Below are 25412 nucleotides of genomic sequence, written 5' to 3' on the forward strand. Positions count from 1 at the left end.
TGATGCTGGGTCGAGGCGCCCCGTCAGGCGGTATAGTGCACGGCCAGCCACACGGTGGCCTGCCGTGGATCCGTCCATTCGACACGATGCCGGCAGTGCGCCGGAATCGTGAGATGATCCCCCAGCGCCAGCGCCGCATCATTGCCCTGCTCGAAGGCGAGCACCGCCCGCCCCTGCAGCACCACCACCCACTCGTGCTGCGGCTGATCGTACCAGCCGTGTTCCGGTGAGGCGTGGCCGCGCGAGACGATGCGCTCGATCTGCACGTCCTCGCCGCCCGCCAATTCCTCGAATAGCTCGGCTTTCAGGGAGGGGGGAATCGATGCGAAGAGGTTTTTCATCACGACCTCCTTTTCCTTGACACCCAGCTTGCCGACATACAAGTCGACATATAGACTATCCATAAATAGTTTATCTGTTGACTTATGGACTCTCTCACGGCACAGCAGGTCTTCCGAACATGGGATCGCCAGGGGCGATATGTCTTCCTTCACCGCGATCTTGCCAAGCTGTTTCCAGGGGATAGTCCCAAGACACTACAGGAGGGGATCAACCGTCTGGTGAAACAGGGGGTTCTAGTGCGCGCCTGCCGGGGCATCTACGTCAACCCCCACGCCCGTAGCCTGGACGCCTACACGCTCGAGCGCGTGGCCGCCGCACTCCGGCGAGGGGAATACAACTACGTCAGCCTGGAGTCCGCCTTGTCAGAGTATGGCGCGATCTCGCAGGTCCCGGTGGATCGCCTGACCGTGATGACCACCGGCCGCCGGGGCACCTACCGTACTCCCTATGGCGCCATCGAGTTCACCCATACCAAGCGCCTGATTCGCGACCTGCTGGTGCGCATGACCGACATCGGCCGCCCACTGCGCTTCGCCACCCCCAAGGCTGCATGGGCCGATCTCAAACGGGTGGGGCGTAACATCCACCTCGTCGATACGGAGGCTCTGCATGCGGATTGACCCGGAAGATTTCGAAGCCCTGGTAACGCAGGCCATGCAGGTTCCCGGCCATCAGCACATGCGCCCGGTGATCGAGAAGGAACTGCTGCACTACGACATGCTCTTCGCCCTCGAGCGGGAGGGGCTGCTGGACGATCTCACCTTCCAGGGTGGAACCTCACTGCGCCTGTGCCACGGCGCCTCGCGTTTCAGTGAGGACCTCGATTTCGTCGGAGGACACCATTTCGCCGCATCCCAGGTCGCGGAGATCAAGCGCTGCCTCGAGCATTACATCTCCAAGCGTTACCAGTTGGATGTGCTGGTGAAGGAGCCGGCAGAACTGCGACAGGACCCCAACCATGCCGACGTGCGCGTCGACAAGTGGCAGCTCGCCATCGTCACGGCACCAGCACGCCGGGACATACCCAAGCAGCGCATCAGGCTTGAAATTGCCAACGTCCCGGCCTATACGCGGGAGCCACGCCCACTGTGGCTCAACTATGACTTCCTGCCGGATGGGTACCGCGACACCCTGGTGATGATGGAAAGTCTCGACGAGATCATGGCGGATAAGCTGGTATCGCTGGTCAACAACCAGCGTTATGTCCGCCATCGGGATGTCTGGGATCTCGCCTGGCTGGTTCAACAGAGAGCCGACCTCGACATCGGCTTGCTTCGCCACAAGCTCGAGGACTATCGAGCCGTAGGCTACCTCGCCAAGGCTAAGCAGCGGCAAGGACAGCTTGCCGACATCGTGCAAGGCCGCCCGTTCCAACAGGAAATGGCACGCTTCCTCCCCCAAGACATCCTGGAGCGCACGCTTTACAAGGCCAAGTTCTCCGACTATCTCATCAACACCGTGGTATCGCTGATCGGCCGAGTGGTCCAGCAGTTGGATGACGGTCAGGTATCGGAACCTGTGCCTCCATTCCAGATGTAGAGAGGCGGGATTTGTCCCCTCCACCGCCCTTCCGTACACTCGTTTGACTCTCCCCCACACGATGCTACGCCGAGGCATGACCATGGCTTTCGATTCGACCTCAACCTACGTGGCTACCGATGCCTTGAAGCAGGCGGTGAACGCCGCCGTGACGCTGGAGCGTCCGCTGCTGATCAAGGGCGAGCCGGGCACCGGCAAGACGCTGCTCGCCGAGGAGCTGGCCGGCTCGCTCGACACCCGCCTGATCACCTGGCACATCAAGTCCTCCACCAAGGCGGCCCAGGGACTCTACGAGTACGATGCGGTGAGCCGCCTGCGCGACTCCCAGCTCGGTATCGAGGGCGTGGAGAACGTCGCCAACTACATCAAGCCCGGCAAGCTGTGGGAGGCCTTCACCGCGAACGAGCGCGTGGTGCTTTTGATCGACGAGATCGACAAGGCGGACATCGAATTCCCCAACGACCTGCTCCAGGAGCTGGATCGCATGGAATTTCACGTCTACGAGACCGGCGAGACCATCACCGCCAAGCACCGCCCGATCATCGTCATCACCTCCAACAACGAGAAGGAGCTGCCCGACGCCTTCCTGCGCCGCTGCTTCTTCCACTACATCGAGTTCCCCGACCGCGAGACCATGCAGGCCATCGTCGACGTGCACTTCCCGGACATCGCCCCCAAGCTCGTCGGCGAGGCGCTGGAGGTGTTCTTCGATCTGCGCCAGGCGCCAGGCCTCAAGAAGAAGCCCTCCACCTCGGAGCTGGTCGACTGGCTCAAGCTACTGATGGCCGACGACCTGGCCCGCGAGGCGCTCTACCAGCGCGATCCGGTGAAGGCGATTCCGCCGCTGGCCGGGGCACTCGTCAAGAACGAGCAGGACACCCAGTTGCTCGAGCGGCTGGCGTTCATGATGCGTAGGAAAAGCAGATAAGCCATGTTCATCGGCCTGTTCGAGACGCTCAAGCGCCATGGCGTGCCGGTATCGCTGCGCGAACTGCTCGACCTTCACGCGGTGGTCGAGCGCGGCGTGGTGTTCGCCGACATGGAGGCCTTCTACCGGATCGCCCGTACCGTGATGGTCAAGGACGAGCGCCACTTCGATCGCTTCGATCGCGCCTTCGCCGCCTGGTTCGAGGGGCTGGAAAGCCTCGACGCCGCCATCGAGGCCCTGATCCCCGATGACTGGCTGCGCCGCGAGTTCGAGAAGCAGCTCTCTGATGAAGAGAAAGCGCAGGTCGAATCGCTGGGCGGACTCGAGAAACTGATCGAGACCTTCAAGCAGCGCCTCGAGGAGCAGCAGAAGCGCCACGCCGGCGGCAACAAGTGGATCGGCACCGGCGGCACCAGTCCCTTCGGCGCCTACGGCTACAACCCCGAGGGCATCCGCATTGGCCAGGAGGGCTCTCGACACCGCCGTGCGGTGAAGGTATGGGACGAACGCCGCTTCCGCGACTACGACGATAGCCTCGAGCTCGGCACGCGCAACATCAAGATGGCGCTGCGCCGGCTCCGCAAGTTCGCCCGCCAGGGCGCGACGACGGAGTTCGACGTCGACGCCACCATCCGCGAGACGGCCCGCGACGCTGGGCTGCTCAACGTGCAGATGCGCCCCGAGCGCCACAACGCCGTGAAGGTGCTGCTGCTGCTCGATGTGGGCGGCTCCATGGACGACCACATCCGCACCTGCGAGGAGCTCTTCTCGGCGGCGCGGGCGGAGTTCAAGCACCTGGAGCCCTACTACTTTCATAACTGCCTCTACGAGGGGCTGTGGCGCGACAACTCCCGTCGCCATCATGAACGCATCCCGACGATGGACGTGCTGCACACCTATGGGGCCGACTACCAGGTGGTGATCGTCGGCGACGCCGCCATGTCGCCGTACGAGATCACCCACCCCGGCGGCAGCGTCGAACACGTCAACGACGAGGCCGGCGCAGTGTGGCTGAAGCGCCTCGTCGACAAGTTCCCCCGCCTGGCGTGGCTCAACCCCATGCCGCCACGCGCCTGGGAGTTCACCCACTCCACCCAACTGATCCGCCAGCTGATCGACGACCGCATGTATCCAATGACGCTGGAAGGCCTCGAGAGGGCAATGGGCGAGCTCGCCAAATAGCGCTTACCAGCAATATCATCTATTTATAGCCTTTAAGGGCTATTTACTGGAAAAATAGCCTTTAAAGGCTATACTAAGAGGCTCTCGGTAACGGAGCCTGCGACCGCCATGCCTCAACGAATTGCCGTGCTGACGGGCGATGTGATCGACTCCCGCCAGGTGCGGGACCGCACTCGCCTCTACCGTCTGCTGGATGACACCCTGGCGGCGCTGGTCGCCCGCCACGGCGGCCGCGCCGAACGCTTCCGCGGCGACGCCTTCCAGCTGGCCCTGCCCGACCCCCGCCCGGCCATGACGGTGGCCATTGCCCTGCGCGCAGCGCTGATCGAGTGCTCCGAACCCGAGCAGCGCTGGGACGCGCGCCTCGCTGTGGCAGTAGGCGCATCGCACTGGCACGGCGAGCGACGCCTCACCGACGCCGACGACGCCCCCTTCGTGCAATCCGGCCAGGGGCTGGATACGCTGGCCGAAGGGCCGGCGCGACTATCGCTGGCACTGCTCGACGAACCCGACGACGGCGGCCTGGACCTGCTCGTCCGCTATCTCGACGACCTGGTGGCGGGCTGGTCCACCTATTCGGCGGAGGTGGTACGGCTGAACCTGGAGCGAGAATACTCGCAGCAGGCGCTGGCCGAACGGCTCGGCATCCGCCAGCCCAGCGTGCACAAGCGGTTGCGCGCGGCACGCTGGCCGCTGCTCTCCGATACTCTCGCTTACCTGAACCAACGCCTCGCCGACCGGGAGGGCCGCTCATGAATGCCGCCGATCTCTCCGTACTGCTGGCGCTGCTGCTCGCCCACCTGGCCGGCGACTTCCTGCTACAACCGCTCGCCTGGGTCGAGGATCGCCAGCGCCGGCTACATCGCTCACGCCATCTCATCCATCACGTACTGGTGCACGGCGCCCTGACCTTCACGGTGCTCGCCGTCGCAGGCCTGGCCATGGCCCACGCACCGGGGCTGGTAGCGGCACTGGTCGGGGCCGTGGCGGTAATCGTCAGTCACTGGCTGATCGACCTGGCCAAGGCTCACCTGCCCGCCAGCCAGCTGCGCTGGTTCCTGCTCGACCAGGCACTGCACTGGCTGGTGCTGATAGGGGTATGGTTAGCCTGGCTGGGCAGCGCCCGGCCACTCGATGCGGCCGTCGGCTGGCTCGTCTCGCCCGAGACGCTGGGGGTAGCCACGACTTACCTGCTGGTGACACGTCCGGCCGCCTTTGCCATCGCGCTAGCCATGCAGCGCTGGAGCGAACAGCTCAGCGCGCCAGGCACCCTGGCCCGGGCCGGGACGCGCATCGGCATGCTCGAGCGCACCCTGGTACTGACCCTGGCATTGCTCGACCAGCTCGCCGCAGTGGGCTTTCTGCTCGTTGCCAAGTCGGTGCTGCGCTTCGGCGACCTGCGCGAGGCGCAGGACCGCAAGCTCACCGAGTACGTGCTGCTGGGCACCCTGCTCAGCGTCACCAGCGCACTGCTGCTGGGGCTGGCGCTGCGGCGGCTGCTGGCCTACTGACCGTCACTCCGAAGCATCGGGGTCACAGGCGCCCGGCGGGGCGACTCCGTGGCACTACCGGCTTTTGCCGCGCCCTGCGCTTGGCCGTACAATACGGGGTCATTGCGGCCGACTCGTGGCCCCTCCCGTTCGAAGAGCTCAAGGAACCGCCGGACCCATGCGCGCCACTCAACTGCTGATCGCCACCCTCAAGGAAACGCCCGCCGACGCCGAGATCGTCAGCCACCAGCTGATGCTGCGCGCAGGCATGATTCGCCGCCTCACCTCCGGGTTATACACCTGGCTGCCGGTGGGCCTGAAGACCCTGCGCAAGGTGGAGCGCATCGTGCGCGAGGAGATGGACCGCGCCGGCGCCCAGGAGGTGCTGATGCCGGCGGTGCAGCCCGCCGAGCTGTGGCAGGAGTCCGGCCGCTGGGAGCAGTACGGCAACCTGTTGTTGCGCATTCGCGACCGCCACGACCGCGATTTCTGCTATGGCCCGACGCACGAGGAAGTGATCACCGACCTGGTGCGCAACGAAATACGCTCGTACAAGCAGTTGCCCTCCAACTTCTACCAGATCCAGACCAAGTTCCGCGACGAGACGCGCCCGCGTTTCGGGGTCATGCGCGCCCGCGAGTTCATCATGAAAGATGCCTACTCCTTCGATATCGACCAGGCTGGCCTGCAACGCTCCTACGATGCCATGTACGACGCCTATATGCGCATCTTCACGCGCCTGGGGCTGGATTTCCGCGCCGTCGAGGCAGACAACGGCGATATCGGCGGTACCGGCTCCCACGAGTTTCAGGTATTGGCCGACTCCGGCGAGGATGCCGTGGTCTTTTCCACGTCGTCCTCCTACGCCGCTAACATGGAGAAAGCCGAAGCGCTGCCTGCGCCGCTCGGCGAGACACCGGAGCGCCCCGCGCCCCAGGAGGCGTTGCGCCTGGTCGACACGCCGAATGCGCGCACCATCGCCACCCTGGTCGAGCAGCACGGCCTGCCCATCGAGAAGACCATCAAGACGCTGATGGTCCACGCCGCCGAGGGTGGCCTGATCGCGCTGCTGGTGCGTGGCGATCACGAGCTCAACGAGGTCAAGGCCGAGAATTTGCCCGAAGTCGCCGCGCCCTTGACCATGGCCAGCGAAGCGGAGATCCGCCAGGTGGTGGGCGCCGGCCCCGGCTCGCTGGGCCCCGTCAACCTGGACATGGCGTTGATCGTCGATCGCAGCGTGGCGCTGATGAGCGACTTCGGCGCCGGCGCCAACGTCGACGGCAAGCACTACTTCGGCATCAACTGGGAGCGCGACGTCGCGCTGCCCAAGGTGGCCGACCTGCGCAACGTGGTGGAGGGCGACCCCTCGCCGGATGGCCAGGGCACGCTGTCCATCGCACGTGGCATCGAAGTCGGTCACGTCTTCCAGTTGGGCACCAAGTATTCCACGGCGATGAACGCAACCGTGCTCGACGACAATGGCCAGGCAGTGCCGTTGCTGATGGGCTGCTACGGCATCGGCGTGACCCGCGTGGTGGCCGCCGCCATCGAGCAGAACCACGACGACGCCGGCATCATCTGGCCCGACGCCATCGCCCCCTTCCACATCGCCCTGGTACCGATGAACGCCCACAAGTCGCAGCGCGTGCGCGAGGAATCCGAAGCGCTCTACCAGAGACTGACCCAGGCCGGCTACGAGGTGCTTCTCGACGACCGCGACCTGCGCCCGGGCGTGAAGTTCGCCGACCAGGAACTGATGGGCATTCCCCACCGCCTGGTGGTAGGCGATCGTAGCCTCGACCAGGGCGAGCTGGAATACAAGGGGCGTCGTGACAGCGATGCCACCATGGTGCCGACCGAGCAGATCCTTGAGTTCCTTGGCGAGACGATCAAGCGGTGATGTCAGGCAGGTCATCGCTCTGGTAACGATGGCCTGCCTGCCGCTGCCCACCGGCGCCGAGACGGTGGGCCAACTCTCCGCACCCGCCGAGCCCCTAGCCGCTGCACAGCGCGCGGCGCTGCTGAACGAAACCCTGGACGATCTGCAACGTGCGGAGCCTGCCCCGCTGGAAATCTGGGCCGCACGCCAGTGGATCAGTGCCATGGAACCGCGCCTGGCACGCTTCATCGCCGATGGCGAGCAGCGCCGCGCGCTACTTCAGCGTCTCTACCAGGAAGCCAGGCTTGCCGACCTGGCGCCTGAACTGGTGCTGGCGGTGATCGAGGTCGAGAGTGCCTTTCGTGCCGATGCCGTTTCTTCGGCCGGCGCCGTGGGGCTGATGCAGATCATGCCATTCTGGATCCGTGAGCTGGGCCTGCCGGCCGACGACCTTAAGCACCCGTGGCGCAACCTGCGCTACGGGTGCACGATTCTTGCCCACTATCTGGCCATGGAGCGCGGCGACCTCACCCGGGCGCTGGCCCGTTACAACGGCAGCCTGGGCGAAACCTGGTATCCCGAACGAGTGCTGAGCGCCTGGCAGCGTCACTGGCGTGCGTCCAGTTCCGTTAGCCAAGTGACCGTGCGCTGAGCATGGCCAATCAGGCCTGACTCTCGTCGACTCGGTTGGCCAAGGCTGCCTCGCCCTCACTTGCTTCCCAGCCGTTGCGGCCGTGCTCCTTGACGCTATAGAGCGCGCGGTCGGCCGCCGCATAGCCAGCGGTGAACCCGGCTTCTCCCGCGATGAAGCAGGCCGCACCGATGCTGAGGGTCACGTAACGGTTTTCGGGGTGTCCCGGATGGGCGATCGCCGCCTCGCGCAGGCGCTCGGTGATCTCCTCGCACCGCCGGGCCAGACCGCAGCTGTCATGGCAGGGCAAAAGCGCCGCAAACTCGTCGCCTCCCATGCGATAGAGGCGCGCCTGCCCTGCCAGCGACTCGTCGATGAGCAGCGCCAGGCGACGTAATAACTGGTCGCCATCGGGGTGACCGAGCGTATCGTTGTACTGCTTGAAGTAGTCGATATCGATCAGCATCAGACTCATGGTCTGACCGGTCTGGGCAAGCACGTCTTCGTGCAAGGCGCTGCGGTTACCGACACCGGTCAGCGGATCGCGCAGGGCACGCCCCATCCAGCGCAGGCTCTCGCGGGTGGCGCGTTCGGCATGGCGCCGTTGGCGTTCGTGCATCCACCAAAAGACCAGCCCCATGAGAAAGATCACCAGGCTGCCGCCCAGCACCACTCCCTGGTGGCGTCGCGTATCTTCGACGAAAGCGCTGGTCACCGCACTACGCCGGTCGAGTTGATCCATTTCGATCTCGGTGAGGCACCCGATCGGCCCCAACAGATGACGGTTGAGCTCAGCACTCGTCAGGACGTCGCCACCGGACAGCCGGTTGCTCAGCGTCTCCAGCGAGCTCAAGCTCGATTCGGTGCAGGCGTACTCCCGACGATAGAGACCGATATCGAAGAGACTGTAGGCCAGATCCAGGCGGAAGGCGGCCTGTTCACGTGCCGCTTCATCGTCAGGGGCTTCCAGCAACACGCCAAGCCCCTCCTGCAGGTAACCGCGTGAACGAGTGGCAAGCTGCTGCCCAGTAAGATTCCCGGTCTGACTGAAGTACGCATGAATTTCAGGGTAGACCCAGCGCGTCTCGTAGGTGATAAGGATCAGCAACGTAGTGAAGCTCATCAGGCTGAGCCACAGCCAGCCAGCATGACGCCGCCAGGGTCGAGGCATTGTCACGGAACCGCCTCGATGCTGCGGATCATCCAGATCCAATCGTTGAAGGCACGCAGGTTCTCGAGATCGCGATCGCCATAGTCACGTTCCACCAGACGAAGCGGACCGCGGTCTCGCAGCGTCAAGGGCTCGCCGTTCTGATGGGTCACCAGTATCCAATCGGGATCGTCCCAGCCATCGAGGGTCACCCGATACTCGTCCCACGCCTCGAAAGCGAGCGCCTCGGGCACTTCACCGAAGTGCTCGACGAGAAAGTCGCGAAATGACACGCCGCGCATCGCGACGTCTTCGGCTTCGAAAGGGTCGTAAAGGGTGAAGCTCTCGTCGGCCTGGTCGCGCAGGGCGGCGATGGGTAGCCGGACCTCTTGGCCAGCCTGGCGCAATATCAACTCATCGGGACCGGCCACCGCAACGGAGGTCATCGACATCGTCCCGACGAGAACCAGCCCCGCCAGGGCAGTGCAACGCAATATCGACCATGCCAGCATGAGTGAGGGTTCCTTGCGTCGTGGATCGTTATGACGTTTTGCGACGAGTCTATACCAGCAAGAAAAAAAAGCCGACCCAAATGGGTCGGCTACACTGGGGGGAAGATCCCCCCTCCCCTGACGACTTGATGTGCTGCTGGATTCAGTGGCGCTTCTTGCGATGGTGGTCACGAATCACGAAGCCAATCCAGCCAGCCATGAATGCGATCATCATTCCGACGGTGACCAAACCAAAGATTACGGCGTCATCCCAGTACATGGTGCGGCTCCCCCGTCTCGCGATGTGTTGGGAGAACTGTAGCCCGGCAGCGCGGGGAGAAAACTGACCTGAGTCAATTCAGTGGGCCCACACATCGTCTGCTGGCCGCAAACTTGATACAGGTCAGTTTTCAAGGCATTACAGCCTCAAGTCGCCTTGCGGTCCTCGACCTGGGATGGCTCGACACCGGGGGGAAGGGGATGGCCCTGGGCAAGCTCGGCACGCGTGGCCTCACGCACGTCGAGCACCTCGAGACGATAGTGCAGGGATTGGCCGGCCAGCGGGTGGTTGGTATCGATGCGTACCCGCTCGTCGAAGACATCGAGTACGGTGACGACCTCGGGGCCATCGTCTCCTGGCGTCTGGAAACGCATACCGGTCGCCAGATCCGCGACCGGAAAGGCATCACGACCGACCTCGCGCACCAGCGCCTCGTCGCGTTCACCATACGCCTCGGCAGGGGAAAGGAGCACATCGACCGAGGTCCCCACCCCCTTGCCGTTCAGCGCACGCTCCAGCCCGGGCAGGATGTTGTCGTGTCCATGCAGATACTCCAGAGGCTGCTGGCGGCGTTGTGAATCGTCGAGAACGTGGCCATGGCCATCGCTGAGTACGTAGTGCAGGCTAACGACCCGCTGCGGGGCGATCATCATGATAATTCTCCGGTCGCGAGTGGGCATGAAGAGTGAGTCGACATCACTCCTGACGGCGTAGATGGGATACGGGCATCTCCAGGCGCTGCCGGCGGTGCAGCAGATCGAGCAGCACGATGGCGCGCGCCTCTCCCCGGTGAGTGGCGAAAACGGCACTCAGATCCTTGAACGGCCCTTCGGTGATCTCGACCGTCTCGCCGGCCCGGAAGTAGACGTTGGCCGAAGCGTCCTGGGCCGCGCTGGCATGATCGCGCAATATCTCGACCAGCGCCTCGTCCACCGGCAGCGGCTGGTTGCCGAAGCTGACGATCTTGAGCACCCCACGCGTGGAACGAATCGGCCGCCAGTTGCTGGCCACCCGATCGAGCCGAATGAAGAGATAGTAGGGAAACAGCGGCTCGCATACCCACTGGAGCTTGCCGCGTCGCTTCTTCTGAACTTCGAGCACCGGATGAAAGATCTCGAAGCCCTGATTGACCAGATGCTCGCTGGCACGGAAGGACTCTCCGCCCTTGCACTGAACCGCATACCAGTGCGGCACGGCCGCGGCGTGTGAGTGGTCCGGGTCGCTCATGGCTCTCCTTTCGGCTGGTATCGCTCGCGGTGCTCTGCAACAATCCGTCGCTGCAGTTCTCTGCCGCGCGCGATGGATGTCGGTTCCAGGCGCGGCGACAGTCTACCATCGATGATAGGCAGCGGGTGGCTGCTGTCGCCACCGAGCTGCCGGGAGCCTTGCCCCGACATGACCTCTCCCATCGCCCAGCGCAGCTGGCGAGCCGCTCTGGCCATCTACCTGCGTGCCCCTGTCATTACCATGCTGTTCCTGGGCTTTTCGGCAGGTCTGCCCTTCCTACTGGTGTTTTCGACCCTTTCCGCCTGGCTACGCAGCGATGGGGTGGAAGTGGCCGCCATCGGTTTCTTCTCGTGGATTGGCATTCTCTACTCGATCAAGTTCTTCTGGGCCCCCGTGGTGGACCGCCTGGCATTGCCGTTGCTCACTCGCGCCCTGGGCCAACGACGCGGCTGGATGCTGCTGGCCCAGGTGATGATCGCCGCCGGTCTGGTGGGACTGGCGAGCATCGATCCCACTGGCCACCTACCGCTGGTCGCTCTGTGCGCTCTGCTGGTGGCTTTCGGCTCGGCGACCCAGGACATCGCCATCGACGCCTTTCGCATCGAGTCGGCGCCGGATGATGTCCAGGCGGCGATGGCCTCGACCTATATCATCGGCTACCGGGGCGGGCTGCTGGCCGCCGGCGCGGGGGCGCTCTACGTGGCCTCGTGGCTCTCCTGGGAAGCGGCCTACCTGACCATGGCCGCCCTGGTTGGAGTGGGCATGATCACGGCACTGGTCCGCCCCGAGCCTTCGCGGCTGTCGCTGACCACTCAGTTGATCCATGAGCCGCGCGTGCGCGCCTTCGTGCGGAAAAGCCGCGGCCGGCCCAAGCCAATGCGCCGACTGGGAGCCTGGCTGATCGGCGCGGTGGTGTGCCCCTTCACCGACTTCTTCACCCGTCACCGCCAGAAGGCACTGTGGCTGCTGCTGTTCATCGCGGTATTTCGCATCAGCGACCTGGCCATGGCCTCCATGGCCAACCCGCTCTACATCGATCTGGGTTTTTCACTGGCTACCATTGCCAACGTCACCAACGTGTTCGGCATCGCCATGAGCATCGGCGGCGGCATCCTCGGCGGGCTGCTGGTGGCACGCTACGGCATCGGGCCCATCCTGGTGCTGGGCGCCATCGCGGCCACGCTCACCAACTTGCTGTTCACCGCTCTGGCGCTGGCCGGCGAGAGTCTGCCCTTCCTGGTGGCGACGATCATCGGGGACAACTTGGCTAACGGCCTGGCCAGCGCCGTGTTCATCGCTTTCCTGTCGAGCCTCACCTCGCGGGCCTACACCGCCACTCAATACGCGCTCTTCTCGTCGTTGATGACCCTGCCGGGCAAATTCCTGAGCGGCTTCGGCGGCCTGGTGGTGGCGGCAGAGGGGTATGCGCTGTTCTTCCTGGTCGCCTCCGCCCTGGGAATCCCCGCCATCTTGCTGGCAATCTGGGTCAGCCGTGACCCCGCGCTGGTACCGCGCCCCACGCCGCAAACGGCCTGAACCGCTCAGCGATCGAGGTGATCGCGCAGCCAGGCCAGCGCCTCCGGCGTGGTGCGCCACTGGTCGCGCATCAGGGTGCGGTACTGCCAAGCCTCGGCACGACTGCCGGGCTCGGCAGCCCCATCCGGGCCGGCGGCCACCGGTCGGGGCTTGTCGGCACACAGCATTCCCAAGGCATGGGCGTTGTGGCGTTCCACCTCGGCCAGCGCTTCGGCCGCCTCGTCGCGGCGCCCGAGGCGAAACAGCGCCAACACGCGCCCCATGAGCAGGCCGAGTACCGGGGCCGAATCGCGATAGCGCTCGGTCATGGCCAGCGCCTCCCGATCACGCCCTTCGCGCAACAACTGGTCGAGCACCAGCTCCTGCAACCCCAGGCTATCCTGGTCATCCAACGCCAACAGCTGTTCGGCCAGCTGGCGGGAACGCTCGCGGGCACCGCGCTCCATCCCCACCACCAGCGCCAGGCCGGTGCGCAGCAGCACGGCATTGTCGGTACGCTCCCACAGGAAGGGACCATCGCCGGCCTCACGGGCCTGAGCCAGCCAGTGCTCCAGACGATCGGCCAGCGGTTCGAACAGGCTCGGAGACATCCACGGCAGGCTGCCGAAACGGCTGGTCAGCGCCAGCGCCAGGGACTGCACCACACGCGGGGCGTCCAGCCACTCGGGGTGGGCACACAGCTCGAGCAGCCAGTCGCCGGCCTGGGGCCAGGGGTCGGCTTCGAAGCCCATGGCGCTCTCCTCATCCACGGCCACCATGAAATGCGCCTGCCAGGCAGCGAATAGGGTGTCCTCTCGAGCGCTGGTGTGGTACTCGAGTTCGCCCTCGCCATTGACGCGCACATCGAGCCCCGGTGCTGGCGGCAACTCGCCGAGCACTCCCTGCAATGCCGCTAGCGGCTCGGCAAGATCTTCCTCGGCATTGAGCAACTGATCGGCGAGCGTTGCACCGGGGTTGTCGGCCAGATCGGAAAGAAACTGCATCTGATCCGGATCGAGGTCGCCCTGACGTGCCAGGCGACGGAACCAGAAGCGCGCCCGTTCGCTGGCCTCTTTTTCATGTCCTTCGTGAAGCAGCAGCATCGCTTCGATGTAGGCCAGGGTCGGCGAATCGGGCAGCGCCTGCTGAGCACGCACGAAGGCGGCGCGAGCGCTGTCCAGGTCATCATCGTCCAGATGCATCAGACACAGCCGCTCCAACGCCACCCCGCGCAGAAACAGTGGCCCGCGATCGAGCACCTCATCGAGCAGCGCCTCGCGCTTGCGGGTGAATCCTCGCTCCTGATAGAGGTCGATGAGCAGCTCGAAGGCCGGCTCGGCCTGCTCGGGCAGTCGCGACCAATCGGCACGCTGAAAGAGGGCTTCGAGAATCTGCTGGGCGCGGCCACGCTGGCCGGTTTCGGCAGCGATCAGCCCGGCTTCGAGTAACGCCTGGGCCGGCGCACGCCCGCTAGCCAGCCCCGCCTTGAGCGTGGGGCCGGTCCAATCGCGCAGGGAAAGCATCCACATCAGTTGCTCGGGCACCTCACCGGGCAGGGTCACCGCGCCACAGCAGTTCTTGGTCTTGCGCCCGGAATCGCACCAGCAGGGCTCATTGGCTTCCGGGCGGGCCAGCGGCTCACAGGCGAATCCCAAGCGTTCGAGAGGCGTCTGGGACCACAGTTCCGGCGCCAGTGCCTGAGCCAGGGGCAGATCACCGCCCAACTGGGCAGCCCCCTGGCGGCGCGCCCAGGCCATCAGCGTCGGGTAGTGCTCATTCTCGCGAATCGCCGTCAGGGCACCCGTGGCAAAGCCCAGCAGCTGTTCCACCCATACCGCCAGCATCGCACTCTCCGCCATCCAAAAACGCCACAGTCTAACAGCCCGGCGCGATGCTGGGCAGGTTCAAGCATTCTGCTGGCGCCGTGCCCAGCCCAACAAGGGGCGACTGCGCGCGTGCATGTCGAGGCGGGCACCGAGACGCACCAGATTCCAGTAGTGGCCGTTGAGGGTACGCGACAGCAGCAGCGTGTCGGCTGGCGGTTGCAGGCGGTCCATGGCAGCCCATACCTTGGGGCTCAGTTCACGCAGGCGACGATGCACTCGCACGTCGCCGAAATCCTGCTCACCGGGAGCAAACAGCGGTGCCACGGCATCGGCGGCCTCACGGTAGAGTGCCAGCGGTGCCCCTTGACCCTGCCGCCCTCCCAGGCGGAGCAGAGCACTGTCCATGGCCATGGGGTCGCCATCCAGGGTGGTTTCGAGCAGGTGTAGCATGGCGACCAGACGAGCCTCGGGGACGGCAATCACCGCTCCCAGGTCGTAGATCACCAGGCGTCCCCGATCGTCGGCGGCGAAATTGCCGGCATGCGGGTCGGCGTGCAATTCGCCGTGGGTGAAGAGCTCCTCGGTGAGCCAGTCGGCGAGCGTCGCGGCCAATCGCTGACGCAAGGCATCGTCGGCCGTTTCCAGTTCGCGCAGTGGCGTCCCCGCCACGTAGCGCATGGCGAGTACCCGCTCCGTGCAGTACTCGAGTAGCGGCTCGGGAATCACCAGATTCTCGAAGTGAGCGTAGCGCTGGCGATAACGCGCCAGGGCCTGCGCTTCGGCACGGTAGTCGAGCTCGCCACGCAGGCTCGTCGCCAACTCCTCGAAGAGCGCATCGAGGCGTGCCTGGGGTACCTTGAACCAGCGCCCCAGACGCATCAGCCGACGCACCTGAACCAGGTCGCTCTCGAGCACCTCGGCCAGGCCCGGGTACTGCACCTTGAGCACCAGCGTTTCGCCGTCACGGGTCACCGCGCGGTGCACCTGACCCATGGAAGCGCTGGCGAAGGGGCGCTCCTCGATCTCGCGGAAACGCGCATCGAGATCGCCGTAGGCCTCGACCAGGGTACGTCGGATCCCCGACCAGGGCATCGGTTCGGCCTGTCGCTGCAGGCGCGACAACTCATCGGCCAGGTCCGCTGGCAGCAAGTCGTCCCACTGCGCCATGATCTGGGCGAGTTTCATGGCCGGCCCCTTGAGCTCGGAGAGCCCCTCGAACAGCGCCTCCCCGAGAGTGCGCCAGTCGGCCTCTCCGCCCAGTCGCGTCCGCACCAGGGCACCGCCGGTACGGGCACCGAGACCTAACAGCCGTCGGGTCCTGCCACGCTCACGCATTGCACTCCTCGTCATTAATGATACAAGAATTGTACATAACATAGAAAAGCATACACCTGGCAGCGGACTCGGAATACTGGAAGAATGTCCATGTCACCGTCGAAGAATTCGCCATGCGCCTGATCATCGCCGAGAAGCCCAGCCTGGCCCGTGCCATCGCCGCCGCGCTCCCCGACTCGCCCCGCCAACAGGAGGGGGCGCTGGCCGTGGGCGACACCACCGTGACCTGGTGCCTGGGCCATCTGCTGGAACAGGCTCCCCCGGACAGTTACGACCCGGCGTTCAAGCAGTGGCGGCTCGACACACTGCCCATCCTGCCCGACCGCTGGCGCCTCGTGCCGCGCCCCAAGGCACGCGGCCAGTTGGCGGTGATCCGCCGCTTGCTCAAGACGGCCCGCGAAGTGGTTCATGCTGGCGACCCGGATCGCGAAGGCCAGTTGCTGGTGCAGGAGGTGATCGAATATCTCGGCTGGAAGGGCCCCGTGGCGCGCCTGCTGATCAGCGACCTAAACCGCCCGGCAGTGCAGCGCTCACTCGCCCGGCTCGAGGACAATGCCCACTATCAGCCGCTCTACCGCGCCGCCGAAGCGCGCGCGCGGGCCGACTGGCTCTACGGCATCAACCTGACCCGGGCCTGGACGCTCACCGGCCGCCAGGCCGGCCACGACGGCGTGCTCTCGGTGGGCCGCGTTCAGACGCCCGTGCTGGGGCTGGTGGTACGCCGCGATGCCGAGATCCGTGACTTCGACCCCTACCCCTTCTACACGCTGTGGGTGGACCTCAGCGTGGCGAACGGCGAGTTGCGCGCCTGGTGGCAGCCGGGTGAGCCCCACCCGCTGGACGAACAGGGCCGCCTGCTGGTGCGCGAGCCAGCTGCCGCTCTGGCCGAGCGACTGCCTGGCGCTGCGGGTCGCCTGACCTCGCTCGAGTCCCGCGAGCGGCGCCAGGCCGCTCCGCTGCCCTACTCGCTCTCGGCGCTGCAGGTCGATGCCGCCCGACGCTTCGGGCTCTCCGCCCAGGCCGTGCTCGACATCTGCCAGCGTCTCTACGAGCGCCACCAGTTGATCACCTACCCACGCTCGGACTGCTGCTATCTGCCCGAGGAGCACTTCGCCAGCGCCAGCACCACGCTGGCAGGTGCCTGCCGCCATGACGATACCCTCCGCCGATGGTTGGCCGGCGCCGATTTCACGCGGCGCTCCAAGGCTTGGAACGACAAGCAGGTGGGTGCCCACCACGCCCTGGCCCCCACCGGCAAACCGGCCGACACCGCACGCCTCGCCAAGGCCGAAGCCGACGTCTTCCGCTTGATCGCGCGCAACGTGCTCGCCCAGTTCTATCCGGCGCTCGCCGTGCGCGAGGTGAAGGCCGAGTTCACCGTCCTGGGAGAACGCTTCCGTGCCAAGGGGCAGGAGATACTCGACCCCGGCTGGAAGCCGCTGTTCACCACTCGCGACGAAGCTCCGCCCCTGCCAGCGCTGACCGAGGGCGAGGCGTGCCGAGTCAGCCAAGCGGGCGTGGAGGATCGCGAGACTCGACCGCCGGAACCCTTCACCGACGCCAGCCTGATCAAGGCGATGATGAACATCGCCCGCTACGTGGAAGACCCGGCAGTGAAGCGCACCCTGCGCGAGCACGACGGTCTTGGCACCGAAGCGACCCGCGCCGGCATCATCGAGACCCTGGTGGCCCGCGGTTATCTGGTGCGTCGCGGCAAGGCACTGCGCGCCACGCGGCTCGGCAGCGCGCTGATCGCCTCCTTGCCCGACGCCGTGGGACGGCCCGAGCGCACGGCGCTGTGGGAACAGCGCCTCGTTGCCATCGTCGAGCAGGAGGCCGATCCGGCCCCCTTCCTCACCGCCCTGGTCGAGGATCTGCGTGCCCTGCTGGCCGCCGCCGACGCCGGTCGTCTGCACCGGGCGCTGCACAGCGCAAGCGGCGAGGCCGTTCCCCAGGGGGCGGCGCCACGTCATCGCCGAGGCTCGCCTTCACGGCGCGCTGGCAAGGGTGGTACCCGCCGGTCGAACCGCCGGAGCAAGCCATGAGGGAACCGGATCACCACTGGAGTGCCAGCCACTGGAATGCCAGCCACTGGATCGTCGGCCCCGGCGCTTTGGGGCGACTGATCGGACTGCGGTTGGCCGCAACGACGCCGGTGATCCTGATCGGTCGACGCCCCCTGCCCGACCGCCAGACCCTGATCACGCCGGAAGACGATACCCTGACGAGCCAGTTGGCCACCGCCTGCCTCGATGCCCTGCCTGAGGCCGCCCCCGCCGTCATCCACCTGACCACCAAGGCCTACGCCGCCGAGGCGGCCCATGCCGCCCTGGCGCCGTACCTGCCGACCGGCACCCCTCTGGTGCTGTGGCAGAACGGTTTCGCCTGCCAGCCGCGGCTCAGCGAGCGCCATGCCGGCCCGGTGCTGTGCGCCACCACCACCGAAGGCGCCTATGTGCAGAGTGACGAGCAGGTGACTCATGCCGGCCACGGTCACACCTTCCTCGGCGCCCTCGACGGCCGCCACGGAAAACTGGCCGATGCACTGGCGTGCCGCCTCGATGCCGCCGGCCTGCCGGCCAAGGCGGTGGACGACATCCGCATACGGCTATGGCACAAGCTCGCCGTGAACGCGGCCATCAATCCCCTGGTGGCTCGCTTTCGCATCCGCAACGGCCAACTGCGCGACCGCCCCTTCCGCCCGCAGGTGGACTCCGTGATCGCGGAAATCAACGCGGTCATGGCCGCCGAGCGAATTCCTTCACCGCCCGAAGGCTGGCGAGAGCTGGTGTGGCGGGTCGTCTCAGCCACGGCCCGCAATCGCGCCTCCATGCTTCAGGACGTGCTGGCCGGCCGCCCCATCGAGCGCGCAGCGATACTCGGCCCATTGCTCGATGCCGCGCGCCGCCATGGTATCTCGATCCCCCATCTCGTCGAACTCGATGCGGCGCTGAGCCGCCTCGGCTGATCGGCCGCTTCATTGACCGCGGAACTGGCGAGGCCAATATCGGCTTGCTAAGCTGTACGAGATAATGACGAAAACGCAACGGGCAGGCGGCGGCAAGGCTAATCCGCCTGTTCGAGGTCAGGGATATGAAAACGGGTTGTTCTGCCGCCACCTTAGCGCTGGCACTTGTCTTGCTATCGCCAATGGCTGCTGCCGGTGATGCATCGACTGCGTTGTCGTTGACGCCCACCGTCAAGGAGCCTGTCTATGCCAGCGAGGACATGGCGCGTCTCGCACAACTCGGCAATGGCGTCGTCGTACAGGGTACGGACCTGAACACCGCTGATGGTTACACGTCGGGATTTCGGCTCACCGCCGGCTACTCATCCTACCGCCTGCCGCACTTCGACCTGGGCGCAGAGCTGACCTATCGCGCCAGCGACGAGGTCCCCCTCGCCATGGCAGGAGAAAATCTGCTGATGAACACCACCAGCGTGGGCGGCAGCCTGGTGGCCGGCGTGCGTCTCGGCCACCTCGGCCTCTACGCCAAGACCGGCTTCGCCGAATGGGACGGCGACCCACTCGAGCGCGGCGAGTCAGCGGGCCTGGCCACTGCCGGCACCTCGCGCGTGCACGGTTTCGGCGCCCGCCTCGATTTCGCCAGCATCAGCGGCCGGGTGGAGTTCGAGGAGATCGAGGCGCAGAGCATGGAGCATTTGAACCAGTTGACTGCCTCGCTGCACATCCCTTTCTAGAGACCCTTTCAAGAAGGAAGAGAGGTCTCTTCCTTCTTGGTTCTTCCTTCTTACCTCTTGCGGCTTCCTTGCTGGCTCAACCGGTATTGCGCAGACCCGCAGCGATCCCTGCCATGGTCACCATCAAGGCACGCGTGAGCTCGCCACTGATCGCGCCATCGGCATCGCGGTTACGTTGCAACAGTTCAGCCTGCAGGCCGTGCAACGGATCGATGTAGGGGTTGCGCACCTCGATGGCCTGACGAATCAGCGGGGTCTGCTCGAGCAGCACTTCCTGGTCGAGAATGTCCAGCACCACCCCCTCCAGACGCGTGAATCGCTCGCGCAGCGCCTCTCCCAGCGCCTTCAGGGCCGGCTCGTCGACCAGACGCCGCTCGTAATAGGCGGCGATGCTCACGTCGGCCTTGGCCAGCAGCATCTCGAGCATGTCCAGATAGGTGCCGAAGAAAGGCCAGCGGTCGCGCATCTCGCGCAGCACCTCGAGCCCACCTTCTTCGGCGACGCGTGTGGTGAATGCCTCGCCGCTACCCAGCCAGGCCGGTAGCATCAGGCGAATCTGCGTCCAGGCAAAGATCCAGGGAATGGCACGCAGCGTTTCCACGCCGCCGTCCTGGCGCCGTTTGGTGGGCCGCGACCCCAGCGGCAGCCGCCCCAGTGCCCCTTCCGGCGTAACGGCGCGGAAATAGGGCACGAAGTCCGGATCCTCGCGCACCACGCCCACGTAGGCGCGATGGGCGATCTCGGCCAGGCGATCCATCTCCTCACGCCAGTGCGGTTCGGGGGCCGGCGGCGGCAAGAGCGTCGCCTCCAGCACCGCACAGGCATAGATCTCCATGGAGCGCAGAGCGATGTCGGGCTGGCCGAATTTGAAGCGGATCATCTCGCCCTGCTCGGTGACCCGCAGGCTGCCATTCACCGAGCCCGGCGGCTGGGAGAGAATCGCCGCATGGGCCGGGCCACCGCCACGGCCCACGGCTCCGCCGCGGCCGTGGAACAGCGTCAGCCCCACCCCGTGCTGGTGGCATACGTCGACCAGCCGTTCCTGGGCGCGATATTGTGCCCAGGCGGCAGCCAGTTGGCCGGCATCCTTGGCCGAATCCGAGTAGCCGATCATCACCTCCTGGCGATCGCCGGCCAGGGTTCGATAGCCGGGCAGCGCCAGCAGGCGGTCAATGACGTCGGCGGCTCGGTTGAGATCGTCGAGGGTTTCGAAGAGCGGCGCGATGGGCAACGTCGCCCCGCCACCCACTTCCTTCATCAGCAGCGCCACGGCGAGCACGTCCGAGGGCTGGGCGGCCATGGAGATCACATAGGTGCCCAGCGCCTCGCGGTGCTCACCGGCGATGACACGGAAAGTGTCGAGCACCTCGCGCGTTTCCGCCGAGCATTCCCAGCGCCGCGGAATCAGTGGGCGGCGCGACTCCAACTCGGCGAGCAGGAAAGCCTGACGCTGCTCCTCGCTCCAGTCGCAGTAGCGCCCGAGATCCAGGGCATCGGTGAGCTCGTCCATCACCTGGGCATGACGACTCGCTTCCTGACGAATATCGAGCTTGGTCAGGCTCACTCCGAATACCGCCACGCGACGCAGGGTGTCGAGCAGCACGCCGTTGGCGATGGTATCCAGACCCACGTCGCACAGCGACCGGTAGCAGGCCAGCAGTGGCGCATACAGTTGATCGCGGGTCTCGATGATCGGGCCACCTTCGAAGGTGTTGCCGTCGAGCTCGGCCTTGGCCCAGTCGCGGGTCGCCTCGACACGACTCAGCAAGCGCTTGAGCAGCTCGCGATAGGGCTCGGCAACGTCGCCCGCCTCTGCCTTGAGTGCACTGTTGGCCTTCCACATGGAGAGTTCGGCCTTGAGTTGCTCGAGGTCGCGCAGGTAGAGATCGGCCGCCATCCAGCGCCCCAGCAGCAGCACTTCCCGAGTGACCTTGGCGGTGACGTTGGGATTGCCGTCGCGATCGCCGCCCATCCAGGACGCGAAGACGATCGGCGAAGCATCCAGCGGCAGGCGTTCGCCGGCCATCTCCAGCAGCAGGTTGTCGAGATCGCGATGAAAGGCCGGCACCGCTTGCCACAGGGAGTTCTCGATCACCGCGAAGCCCCACTTGGCCTCGTCCACCGGCGTGGGACGCTCGTGGCGGATTTCGTCGGTGTGCCAGGCTTGGCTGATCAGCTCTTCGAGACGCCCGCGAGCACGGCTGGCGCGCTCCGGATAGTCGGCGGAGGACTCGATGATCGACAGGCACTCGTCGATGGCATCGTATTTCTGAATCAGAGTGCGCCGGATGACCTCGGTGGGATGAGCGGTGAGCACCAGCTCGACGCGCATGGTGGCCAGCGTCTCCACCAGCTTGCGCGGAGGGTGACCTTCCCGGCGTACGCGCTCGAGCAGCTCGCCGAGTACCGGCTGGCTGCCGGGCCGGTAATCCTCTACGCGACGAAAGCGTGCCCGGTAGTGCTGCTCGGCGATATTGGCCAGGTTGAGAAACTGGTTGAAGGCACGGGTTACCGGCAACAGGTCGCGGTCGGGCAGCTTGCGCAGGTAGTCGATCAGCTCACGGCTACTCTGCGCATCGCTCTGACGGCCCTGCTTGGCCAGCCCACGAATGGTCTCGATACGGTCGACGAAGCCGGAACCCAGGTCGTCGGCAATGGTGCGCCCCAGGCTGTCGCCCAGGATGCGCACGTTGTCGCGCAGCGATTCGTGCAGATCGTCGCTCATGGCCGTTCTCCTCGCGAGGGTGTCGCAGTCGGGGTGTCGTATTGCTTGGCCTGCTGCCAATACCTTTCCATGGTGTCCAGGTCGACGTCCTGGAGTCGCACGCCGCATTCACCGAGAGCGGTCTCCACGTAGCGGAAGCGGCGCTCGAACTTGGCGTTGGTGGCACGCAAACGTTGTTCGGGGTCGGCCTCGAGAGATCGCGCCAGGTTGGTCACGGCAAACAGCAAGTCGCCCACCTCTTCGGCGGCGTGGTCGGCATCGCCATCGACGAGGGCCTCCTCCACCTCGTCCAGCTCCTCACGGATCTTGGCGATCACCCCGCGGGCATCGGGCCAGTCGAACCCGACCCGGGCGGCGCGCTTGGAGAGCTTGGCGGCCCGCGACAGCGCCGGCAGGGTGGTCGGCACATCATCCAGCACCGACGCTGCGGGAACGTCATGCCGTGAACCATCGGCGGCATCGACGGTACGCTCGGCACGCTCGGCGGCCTTGAGCGCCTCCCAGTGCGAATGCACCTGACGGGTCTCGACCTGCTCGGCGCTCACGCCAGGCGGACGACGCGAGGCCAGGGTGCCGTCGGGAAAGACGTGGGGGTGGCGACGCAACATCTTGGCAGTCAGCGTGTGCACCACGTCATGGAAGTCGAAACGCTCCTCTTCGGCGGCGAACTGACTGTAGTAGACCACCTGGAAGAGCAGGTCGCCAAGCTCGCCGGGCAACTCGTCGAAGGCGCGCCGTTCGATGGCATCGGCCACCTCGTAGGCCTCTTCGAGGGTATGCGGCACGATGGAGTCCCAATCCTGAGCCAGATCCCAGGGGCACCCCTGCTCGGCGTCGCGCAGTACCGCCATCAGGCTCAGCAGGCTCTGCAGGTCGTGGCGCGTCTCGCTCATGCCTTCTTCCTTTTGCGCTTACCGCCCTTGGCGCCACTTCTCAGGCGCTTGACGTCGATGACATTGGGTAACTGCTGGATGCGCGAGAACAGACGACCAAGGGTTTCCAGGCCGTCGACCTCCACGGTGATGCGCATCCTGGCAATGCCGTCGCGGGTATCGGTGAGCGTATTCACCGACAGGACGTTGACCCGATCGTGGCTGAGCACGCCGGTAACGTCGCGCAACAGGCCGGAGCGATCCCAAGCCTGAATCTCGACGTCCACCGGGTACTGGGTCAGGGCACGCTCGCCCCATTCCACCTCGATGATGCGCTGCGGCTCGTCGACGCGCAGCTGCAGGATATTGGGACAGTCCTGACGATGCACGGTCACCCCGCGCCCCTGGGTGATGAAGCCGACGATGGGATCCCCGGGCACCGGATGGCAGCAGTTGGCCATGCTAGTCTTGAGATTGCCCACGCCCAGCACCGTGATATCGCTGGCCTTGGCCTTGCCGCCATCCCGACGGGGCTTGGCCAGCAGGCGATCGAGCTGCTCCTGGTCGTCGCTCTCGCCGAACAGCTGCTGGGCCTGGTGCAGCACCTGGCCAATGCGTAGATCGCCGGCTCCCAAGGCCGCATACATGTCGTCGGCGGAAGCATGGTTGACCTTGCGCGCCAGCGTTTCGAGGTCCATGTCCTCGACATCGAGGCGCTTCATTTCGCGCTCGAAGAGTGCCTTGCCCTCTTCCAGATTCTGCTCACGCGCCTGGTGCTTGAACCAGGCCTGAATCTTGGCCCGTGCCCGCGAGGTACGCACATAGCCGAGGTTGGGGTTGAGCCAATCCCGACTGGGGCCGCCCTTGGTGGCCGTGAGGATCTCCACCTGCTGGCCGGTCTTGAGACGGTAGGTGAGCGGCACGATGCGGCCGTTGACCTTGGCGCCACGGCAACGATGCCCTACCTCGGTATGCACGCGGTAGGCGAAATCGATGGGCGTGGCGATGCGCGGCATGTCGATGACGTGGCCGTCCGGGGTGAAAACGTAGATGCGATCCGGTGCCACGTCGCTGGAGAGCCCTTCGCGCAGGTCGCCGAAGTCTCCCACCTCCTCCTGCCATTCGAGCACCTGGCGCAACCAGGCGATCTTCTCCTCGTAGCTGGAGCTCTTGGCCTTGGTGTCGTGCCCCTTGTAGCGCCAGTGGGCGCACACGCCCAGCTCGGCCTCCTCGTGCATGGCGAAGGTACGGATCTGAATTTCCAGTACCTTGTTCTCGGGGCCGAGCACCGCCGTGTGCAACGACTGATAGCCGTTCTTCTTGGGGTTGGCGATGTAGTCGTCGAACTCGTTGGGCACGTGATGCCAGCGCGAGTGTACGAGCCCCAGCACGGTATAGCAGTCGGCCACCTCGGGCACCAGGATGCGCACCGCCCGCACGTCATTGACCTGGGAGAAGTCGATACGCTTGCGCTTCATCTTGCGCCAGATCGAATAGATGTGCTTGGCGCGGCCATTGACGTCGAAGCGCGGTATGCCCTGGGCACCCAGCATCCCCTGAAGGGTCTCGACCACGTCGTGGATGTAGCGGTCGCGGTCGACGCGTTTCTCGGCCAACTGCCGGGCGATGGTCTTGTACTCCTCCTCGTGGAGATAGCGGAAGGAGAGATCCTCGAGTTCCCACTTGAGCTGGCCGATTCCCAGACGATGCGCCAGGGGGGCGTAGATGTCGAACACTTCGCGAGCAACGTGTTGCTGCTTCTCTCGCGGAGCGTCCTTCACCTGGCGCAAGGCACAGGTACGTTCGGCGATCTTGATCAGCGCCACCCGTACGTCATCGACCATGTTGACCAGCATCTTGCGCAGGTTGTCCTGCTGATCGTGCTGCACCAGGCCCTGGCTGGGCGTCTGGGCGTTGCTGATGGCAGCCATCTGCAGCACGCCGTCGATCAGGCCGGCCACCTCGCGTCCGAAACGCTTGGTCACCGCCTCTAGCGACAGCAGCCCCTCCCTCACCGCACGGTATAGCACCGCGGCTTCCAGCGCCGGTTGATCGAGCTTGAGTTCACCGAGAATGTCGGCCATCTCCAACCCCATGCGATAGCTGGTCTCGGCGGGTAGCCACGGCTTGTGGGGCTTCTCGGCCTCACGGGCGAGACGCAGGGCCAGCTCACAGGCTTGGCGCAGCTCCTCGCGGTCCCGCAATTTGACGTCTTCCTCCAAGCGGGCGAGCCAGTGGTCGATGTCGACCTCACCGCTTGACGTAAGCGGCTGATCGTCGCGCACTTTGACCATGTCG

At 65.5% G+C, this 25412-nt stretch carries 23 protein-coding genes; 12 read left to right on the forward strand and 11 right to left on the reverse strand.

The window, feature by feature from the left end:
• Nucleotides 1-23 precede the first annotated feature (23 nt).
• The gene (locus GFD32_RS10620) at nt 24-341 is read right to left on the reverse strand and encodes a cupin domain-containing protein (RefSeq protein WP_163576509.1); all 318 of its coding nucleotides are present in this window, start codon (nt 339-341) and stop codon (nt 24-26) included.
• An 84-nt stretch (nt 342-425) separates the two neighbouring features.
• On the opposite strand from GFD32_RS10620, the gene abiEi reads away from it, so the two are divergent.
• The 8 genes from abiEi (at nt 426) to GFD32_RS10660 (ending at nt 8012) form a co-directional block, all read left to right on the forward strand.
• Complete coding sequence (gene abiEi / locus GFD32_RS10625; RefSeq protein ID WP_163576510.1) at nt 426-962, forward strand: type IV toxin-antitoxin system AbiEi family antitoxin; 537 nt, start codon at nt 426-428, stop codon at nt 960-962.
• Nucleotides 952-1881, forward strand: coding sequence for a nucleotidyl transferase AbiEii/AbiGii toxin family protein (locus GFD32_RS10630; protein ID WP_205599100.1), 930 nt, complete (start codon nt 952-954; stop codon nt 1879-1881). Before abiEi ends, GFD32_RS10630 begins: the two co-directional genes overlap by 11 nt.
• A gap of 82 nt (nt 1882-1963) precedes the next feature.
• Nucleotides 1964-2809, forward strand: coding sequence for an AAA family ATPase (locus GFD32_RS10635; protein ID WP_163576511.1), 846 nt, complete (start codon nt 1964-1966; stop codon nt 2807-2809).
• 3 nt (nt 2810-2812) lie between these two features.
• A complete protein-coding gene (locus GFD32_RS10640; RefSeq protein WP_163576512.1) occupies nt 2813-3991 on the forward strand; it encodes a vWA domain-containing protein in 1179 nt (392 codons plus the stop codon).
• 108 nt (nt 3992-4099) lie between these two features.
• The gene (locus GFD32_RS10645) at nt 4100-4747 is read left to right on the forward strand and encodes a hypothetical protein (RefSeq protein WP_163576513.1); all 648 of its coding nucleotides are present in this window, start codon (nt 4100-4102) and stop codon (nt 4745-4747) included.
• Nucleotides 4744-5502, forward strand: a complete 759-nt coding sequence (locus GFD32_RS10650) for a DUF3307 domain-containing protein (RefSeq protein WP_163576514.1) — start codon at nt 4744-4746, stop codon at nt 5500-5502. The genes GFD32_RS10645 and GFD32_RS10650 overlap by 4 nt, the downstream gene beginning before the upstream one ends.
• A gap of 157 nt (nt 5503-5659) precedes the next feature.
• Entirely contained in the window at nt 5660-7381 is a 1722-nt protein-coding gene (locus GFD32_RS10655; protein WP_163576515.1) for a proline--tRNA ligase, read from the forward strand.
• Nucleotides 7359-8012 (forward strand): lytic transglycosylase domain-containing protein, encoded by a 654-nt coding sequence (locus GFD32_RS10660; RefSeq protein ID WP_320416213.1) that lies wholly within the window; start codon nt 7359-7361, stop codon nt 8010-8012. Before GFD32_RS10655 ends, GFD32_RS10660 begins: the two co-directional genes overlap by 23 nt.
• Before the next feature lie 10 nt (nt 8013-8022).
• On the opposite strand, the gene GFD32_RS10665 is transcribed toward GFD32_RS10660, so the two are convergent.
• The 5 genes from GFD32_RS10665 to rfaH form a co-directional block, all read right to left on the reverse strand.
• Nucleotides 8023-9162, reverse strand: a complete 1140-nt coding sequence (locus GFD32_RS10665) for a GGDEF domain-containing protein (RefSeq protein WP_240455623.1) — start codon at nt 9160-9162, stop codon at nt 8023-8025.
• A 2-nt stretch (nt 9163-9164) separates the two neighbouring features.
• Entirely contained in the window at nt 9165-9653 is a 489-nt protein-coding gene (locus GFD32_RS19960) for a hypothetical protein (protein WP_240455605.1), read from the reverse strand.
• Between the two features lie 142 nt (nt 9654-9795).
• Entirely contained in the window at nt 9796-9912 is a 117-nt protein-coding gene (gene ccoM / locus GFD32_RS20060) for a cytochrome c oxidase subunit CcoM (RefSeq protein ID WP_276208803.1), read from the reverse strand.
• Nucleotides 9913-10058: 146 nt separating this feature from the next.
• Entirely contained in the window at nt 10059-10565 is a 507-nt protein-coding gene (locus GFD32_RS10675) for an FKBP-type peptidyl-prolyl cis-trans isomerase (protein WP_163576516.1), read from the reverse strand.
• Between the two features lie 43 nt (nt 10566-10608).
• A complete protein-coding gene (gene rfaH / locus GFD32_RS10680) occupies nt 10609-11139 on the reverse strand; it encodes a transcription/translation regulatory transformer protein RfaH (RefSeq protein ID WP_163576517.1) in 531 nt (176 codons plus the stop codon).
• Nucleotides 11140-11307: 168 nt separating this feature from the next.
• Between rfaH and GFD32_RS10685 the strand changes: the two genes are divergently transcribed.
• The gene (locus GFD32_RS10685; protein ID WP_163576518.1) at nt 11308-12675 is read left to right on the forward strand and encodes an AmpG family muropeptide MFS transporter; all 1368 of its coding nucleotides are present in this window, start codon (nt 11308-11310) and stop codon (nt 12673-12675) included.
• Nucleotides 12676-12680: 5 nt separating this feature from the next.
• Here the strand turns inward: GFD32_RS10685 and GFD32_RS10690 are convergent, their stop codons facing one another.
• On the reverse strand, nt 12681-14498 hold the full coding sequence (locus GFD32_RS10690) for an SEC-C domain-containing protein (protein WP_163576519.1): 1818 nt from the start codon (nt 14496-14498) through the stop codon (nt 12681-12683).
• 60 nt (nt 14499-14558) lie between these two features.
• Nucleotides 14559-15815 (reverse strand): ABC1 kinase family protein, encoded by a 1257-nt coding sequence (locus tag GFD32_RS10695; RefSeq protein ID WP_163576520.1) that lies wholly within the window; start codon nt 15813-15815, stop codon nt 14559-14561.
• A 113-nt stretch (nt 15816-15928) separates the two neighbouring features.
• Between GFD32_RS10695 and GFD32_RS10700 the strand changes: the two genes are divergently transcribed.
• From GFD32_RS10700 to GFD32_RS10710, 3 genes are all read left to right on the forward strand, one after another.
• A complete protein-coding gene (locus GFD32_RS10700) occupies nt 15929-17860 on the forward strand; it encodes a DNA topoisomerase III (RefSeq protein WP_163576521.1) in 1932 nt (643 codons plus the stop codon).
• On the forward strand, nt 17857-18783 hold the full coding sequence (locus GFD32_RS10705; RefSeq protein WP_163576522.1) for a ketopantoate reductase family protein: 927 nt from the start codon (nt 17857-17859) through the stop codon (nt 18781-18783). The genes GFD32_RS10700 and GFD32_RS10705 overlap by 4 nt, the downstream gene beginning before the upstream one ends.
• 182 nt (nt 18784-18965) lie before the next feature.
• Nucleotides 18966-19517 carry a hypothetical protein gene (locus tag GFD32_RS10710; RefSeq protein WP_163576523.1) on the forward strand — a complete coding sequence of 184 codons (552 nt, stop codon included), beginning with the start codon at nt 18966-18968 and terminating at the stop codon, nt 19515-19517.
• A gap of 76 nt (nt 19518-19593) precedes the next feature.
• Here GFD32_RS10710 and ppc read toward each other — a convergent pair whose 3' ends face one another.
• Genes ppc through relA form a run of 3 tightly spaced genes read right to left on the reverse strand, consistent with a single transcriptional unit; the run spans nt 19594 to nt 25408 of the window.
• The gene (ppc, locus tag GFD32_RS10715) at nt 19594-22242 is read right to left on the reverse strand and encodes a phosphoenolpyruvate carboxylase (protein ID WP_163576524.1); all 2649 of its coding nucleotides are present in this window, start codon (nt 22240-22242) and stop codon (nt 19594-19596) included.
• The gene (mazG, locus tag GFD32_RS10720; RefSeq protein WP_163576525.1) at nt 22239-23135 is read right to left on the reverse strand and encodes a nucleoside triphosphate pyrophosphohydrolase; all 897 of its coding nucleotides are present in this window, start codon (nt 23133-23135) and stop codon (nt 22239-22241) included. The genes ppc and mazG overlap by 4 nt, the downstream gene beginning before the upstream one ends.
• The gene (gene relA / locus GFD32_RS10725; RefSeq protein WP_163576526.1) at nt 23132-25408 is read right to left on the reverse strand and encodes a GTP diphosphokinase; all 2277 of its coding nucleotides are present in this window, start codon (nt 25406-25408) and stop codon (nt 23132-23134) included. The genes mazG and relA overlap by 4 nt, the downstream gene beginning before the upstream one ends.
• Nucleotides 25409-25412: the final 4 nt, after the last annotated feature.

The organism is Halomonas faecis (genome assembly GCF_010993975.1).
In the GTDB taxonomy this organism is placed as follows: domain Bacteria; phylum Pseudomonadota; class Gammaproteobacteria; order Pseudomonadales; family Halomonadaceae; genus Halomonas; species Halomonas faecis.

Coding starts and splice junctions, on each gene's coding strand:
- ccoM (WP_276208803.1), bottom strand. CDS start 9,912: ATGTACTGGGATGACGCCGTAATCTTTGGTTTGGTCACCGTCGGAATG.
- ppc (WP_163576524.1), bottom strand. CDS start 22,242: ATGAGCGACGATCTGCACGAATCGCTGCGCGACAACGTGCGCATCCTG.
- GFD32_RS10620 (WP_163576509.1), bottom strand. CDS start 341: ATGAAAAACCTCTTCGCATCGATTCCCCCCTCCCTGAAAGCCGAGCTA.
- GFD32_RS10710 (WP_163576523.1), top strand. CDS start 18,966: ATGGCTGCTGCCGGTGATGCATCGACTGCGTTGTCGTTGACGCCCACC.
- GFD32_RS10685 (WP_163576518.1), top strand. CDS start 11,308: ATGACCTCTCCCATCGCCCAGCGCAGCTGGCGAGCCGCTCTGGCCATC.
- abiEi (WP_163576510.1), top strand. CDS start 426: ATGGACTCTCTCACGGCACAGCAGGTCTTCCGAACATGGGATCGCCAG.
- GFD32_RS10705 (WP_163576522.1), top strand. CDS start 17,857: ATGAGGGAACCGGATCACCACTGGAGTGCCAGCCACTGGAATGCCAGC.
- GFD32_RS10690 (WP_163576519.1), bottom strand. CDS start 14,498: ATGCTGGCGGTATGGGTGGAACAGCTGCTGGGCTTTGCCACGGGTGCC.
- GFD32_RS10640 (WP_163576512.1), top strand. CDS start 2,813: ATGTTCATCGGCCTGTTCGAGACGCTCAAGCGCCATGGCGTGCCGGTA.
- mazG (WP_163576525.1), bottom strand. CDS start 23,135: ATGAGCGAGACGCGCCACGACCTGCAGAGCCTGCTGAGCCTGATGGCG.
- GFD32_RS10635 (WP_163576511.1), top strand. CDS start 1,964: ATGGCTTTCGATTCGACCTCAACCTACGTGGCTACCGATGCCTTGAAG.
- GFD32_RS19960 (WP_240455605.1), bottom strand. CDS start 9,653: ATGCTGGCATGGTCGATATTGCGTTGCACTGCCCTGGCGGGGCTGGTT.
- GFD32_RS10700 (WP_163576521.1), top strand. CDS start 15,929: ATGCGCCTGATCATCGCCGAGAAGCCCAGCCTGGCCCGTGCCATCGCC.
- GFD32_RS10655 (WP_163576515.1), top strand. CDS start 5,660: ATGCGCGCCACTCAACTGCTGATCGCCACCCTCAAGGAAACGCCCGCC.
- rfaH (WP_163576517.1), bottom strand. CDS start 11,139: ATGAGCGACCCGGACCACTCACACGCCGCGGCCGTGCCGCACTGGTAT.
- GFD32_RS10645 (WP_163576513.1), top strand. CDS start 4,100: ATGCCTCAACGAATTGCCGTGCTGACGGGCGATGTGATCGACTCCCGC.
- GFD32_RS10665 (WP_240455623.1), bottom strand. CDS start 9,162: ATGCCTCGACCCTGGCGGCGTCATGCTGGCTGGCTGTGGCTCAGCCTG.
- GFD32_RS10675 (WP_163576516.1), bottom strand. CDS start 10,565: ATGATGATCGCCCCGCAGCGGGTCGTTAGCCTGCACTACGTACTCAGC.
- relA (WP_163576526.1), bottom strand. CDS start 25,408: ATGGTCAAAGTGCGCGACGATCAGCCGCTTACGTCAAGCGGTGAGGTC.
- GFD32_RS10695 (WP_163576520.1), bottom strand. CDS start 15,815: ATGCGTGAGCGTGGCAGGACCCGACGGCTGTTAGGTCTCGGTGCCCGT.
- GFD32_RS10630 (WP_205599100.1), top strand. CDS start 952: ATGCGGATTGACCCGGAAGATTTCGAAGCCCTGGTAACGCAGGCCATG.
- GFD32_RS10650 (WP_163576514.1), top strand. CDS start 4,744: ATGAATGCCGCCGATCTCTCCGTACTGCTGGCGCTGCTGCTCGCCCAC.